Annotated in this window: 3 protein-coding genes and 1 pseudogene; 2 read left to right on the top strand and 2 right to left on the bottom strand. The window is 70.6% G+C overall.

The window, feature by feature from the left end; genetic code table 11:
* Positions 1-586: pseudogene (locus tag OUA97_RS23095) on the top strand (hypothetical protein); the annotation flags it as partial.
* Here OUA97_RS23095 and OUA97_RS23090 read toward each other — a convergent pair.
* On the bottom strand, positions 583-993 hold the full coding sequence (locus OUA97_RS23090) for an HIT domain-containing protein (protein WP_267234431.1): 411 nt from the start codon (positions 991-993) through the stop codon (positions 583-585). The pseudogene OUA97_RS23095 and the gene OUA97_RS23090 overlap by 4 nt on opposite strands.
* Before the next feature lie 110 nt (positions 994-1,103).
* On the opposite strand from OUA97_RS23090, the gene OUA97_RS23085 reads away from it, so the two are divergent.
* A complete protein-coding gene (locus OUA97_RS23085) occupies positions 1,104-2,090 on the top strand; it encodes a malate dehydrogenase (protein WP_267234430.1) in 987 nt (328 codons plus the stop codon).
* Between the two features lie 64 nt (positions 2,091-2,154).
* Here OUA97_RS23085 and OUA97_RS23080 read toward each other — a convergent pair.
* On the bottom strand, positions 2,155-2,520 hold a 366-nt coding region (locus OUA97_RS23080; protein WP_267234429.1), incomplete at its 5' end, for a lysozyme inhibitor LprI family protein.

Raw genomic sequence — 2,520 nt, 5'->3', positions numbered from 1 at the left:
GAGATCTACACACCTTCCGGTTCGTCGGCAGCGTCAGATGTGTATAAGAGACAGCTATAGCCCGGCCCCTGCGCCGCCCCCGGCCGAGCGGCCGGCCGTGGTCAGCCTGCCGCCGGCCTATGCGCCGCCCCCGCCGCCGGTTTCGCGCCGGCCGCGACTGACTGCGCCGGTCACGGTCGACGAATACGACAAGACCCCCGAGGCGCCGCTCAACGCCGTCGAGCTCGGTTACGAGAGCCGCCTGCGCTCGTCCTTCGCCTCGGCTCAAGGGATGCAGGGGCCGATGGACGGCGCCTGGGTGCTGCGCACGCGTTCGGGCGAGACGCTCTATTCGTTCCTGCTGGTCGACAAGGGCGGCGGAACGCTCGAGGGCGCCTGGCGCGACCCGCGGCGGCGCGGATCCCCGGACGCCTCAGGCTTCCTGGTCGACATCCAGCGGGTCGGTTCGCAGGTGACCGCCAGCTTCTATCCGCGGCCGGGCGCCGGGGTCGCGACCCTGATGCTCAATCCGGTCTCGGGGGCCGAGTGGTCGGGCGACCTGTTGGAAGGCCGCGACCGCACCGCCGTCACCCTGCGCCGGAACTAGGCGAGGCCGAGAGCCGACTTCGCCGCCGCGGTCGCGCGCGCCAGTTCGCCCGGGCCGTAAGGCTCGGCGGCGCTGTGGCCCCAGACCGGGCCGGGCCAGGCCGCGTCGCCGATCCGCCGGCCGATCACGTGGACGTGCAGCTGCGGGGTGACGTTGCCCAGCGCCCCGACGTTCAGCTTGTCGACGGCCATCCCCAGCGCCCGCACCGCGCGTCCGGCGGCCAGGATCTCGTCGGTCAGGATCGCGAGGTCCTCGCGCCCCAGGTCTTCCAGTTCGCGCATGGCCTCGCGGCGCGGGATCAGCACGATCCAGGGATAGCGCGCGTCGTCCTGCAGCCGCGCGTGGCTGAGGGCGAGGTCGCCGATGGCGTGGGAGGTGGCGACGAAGGCCGGATCGATCTCGAACATGACGCCAGCTAGGTAGCCCTGCAGCCGCACCGAGTCACTTGCGCTTGCCGCAAAGCCCTTGCGGGTCTAGAGCCCGTGCGGATTTCGCACTGCAAACACGGGACAGTTCCATGACCACGAAGAAGCCGATCCGCGTCGCTGTCACCGGCGCCGCCGGCAATATCGGTTACGCCCTTCTTTTCCGCATCGCCTCGGGCGAGATGCTGGGCAAGGACCAGCCGGTCATCCTGCAACTGCTCGAAATCCCGACCGAGGGCGCGCAGAAGGCCCTGAAGGGCGTGGCCATGGAGCTGGAAGACTGCGCCTTCCCGCTGCTGGCCGACATGGTGCTGACCGACGACGCCAACGTCGCGTTCAAAGATGCAAGCTGGAACCTGCTGGTCGGCTCCAAGCCGCGCGGTCCGGGCATGGAGCGCGCCGACCTCCTGAAGGACAACGGCAAGATCTTCATCGCCCAGGGCAAGGCCATCGACGCCGTCGCCGCTGACGACGCCCGCGTCGCCGTGGTCGGCAACCCCTGCAACACCAACGTGATGATCGCCGCGGCCCAGGCCAAGCGCCTGACCGCCGACCGCTTCACCGCCATGGTGCGCCTGGACGAAAACCGCGGCCGCGCCCAACTGGCCAAGAAGGCCGGCGTCTCGATCAACGAGGTCAGCGACCTGTTCATCTACGGCAACCACTCGCCGACCATGTTCGCCGACTTCACCCACGCCAAGATCGGCGGCAAGCCGGCCGCCGACGTCATCGGCGACGAAGCCTGGCTGAAGAACGACTACCTGCCGGCGGTCGGCAAGCGCGGCGCGGCGATCATCGAGGCCCGCGGCCTGTCGTCGGCGGCCTCGGCCGCCAACGCCCTGATCGACCACGTCCGTGACCTGACCACGGTCGGCGCGATCCACTCGGTCGCCGTCAACAGCGAAGGCCGCTACGGCTTCGCCGAAGGCGTCTGGGCCGGCATGCCGGTGAAGACCACCGCCACCGGTTACGAGGTGATCACCTCCTACGAGATGGACGACTTCGCCAAGTCGAAGATCGCCCTGACCAACGACGAACTGATCGGCGAGCGCGACACCGTGAAGGACCTGCTGGCCTAAGCCAGACGTCTCGAAGAATCGAAGGGCCGGCCCGCACCCGCGGCGCCGGCCTTTTTCGTGCGCGCTAGCGGCCGCCGACCCGGGCGCGGCCGGCGGCGATGGCCTCCAGCTCGCCGATGCGGCGGTCATAGGCCGCGGCGACGGCGCGGGGCGAGCGCAGCGCCGCCTCCTCGCGATAGGCCAGCCATTCGTCCTGGTCCTCGCGCAGCGCCTCGATCGGCGCGCCGGATCGCTCGGCCCGGCGATAGGCGCGGGCCATGTGCCGGTCGGCGGCGGCCAACACCGCGTCGGTGCAGACCATCTCCTCGGCCAGCGAGCCGGCGTCGCGGCAGTCGAAGCTCGGCCGCTCGACGCCCCAGATCGGGTCGGCCGCGACCGGCGGCACGATCACACCCAGCGTGAGCACGACGGTCTCGGGCGCCATCACGGG

Source organism: Phenylobacterium sp. 58.2.17, assembly GCF_026411515.1.
Taxonomy (GTDB): Bacteria; Pseudomonadota; Alphaproteobacteria; order Caulobacterales; family Caulobacteraceae; genus Phenylobacterium.
Note: the sequence above shows the minus strand (reverse complement) of the source record. Positions and strands in the feature narration are given on the sequence as shown.

Bases quoted from the DNA above. Each gene is read 5' to 3' on its own strand.
- OUA97_RS23085 (WP_267234430.1), top strand. From the start codon at position 1,104: ATGACCACGAAGAAGCCGATCCGCGTCGCTGTCACCGGCGCCGCCGGC.
- OUA97_RS23090 (WP_267234431.1), bottom strand. From the start codon at position 993: ATGTTCGAGATCGATCCGGCCTTCGTCGCCACCTCCCACGCCATCGGC.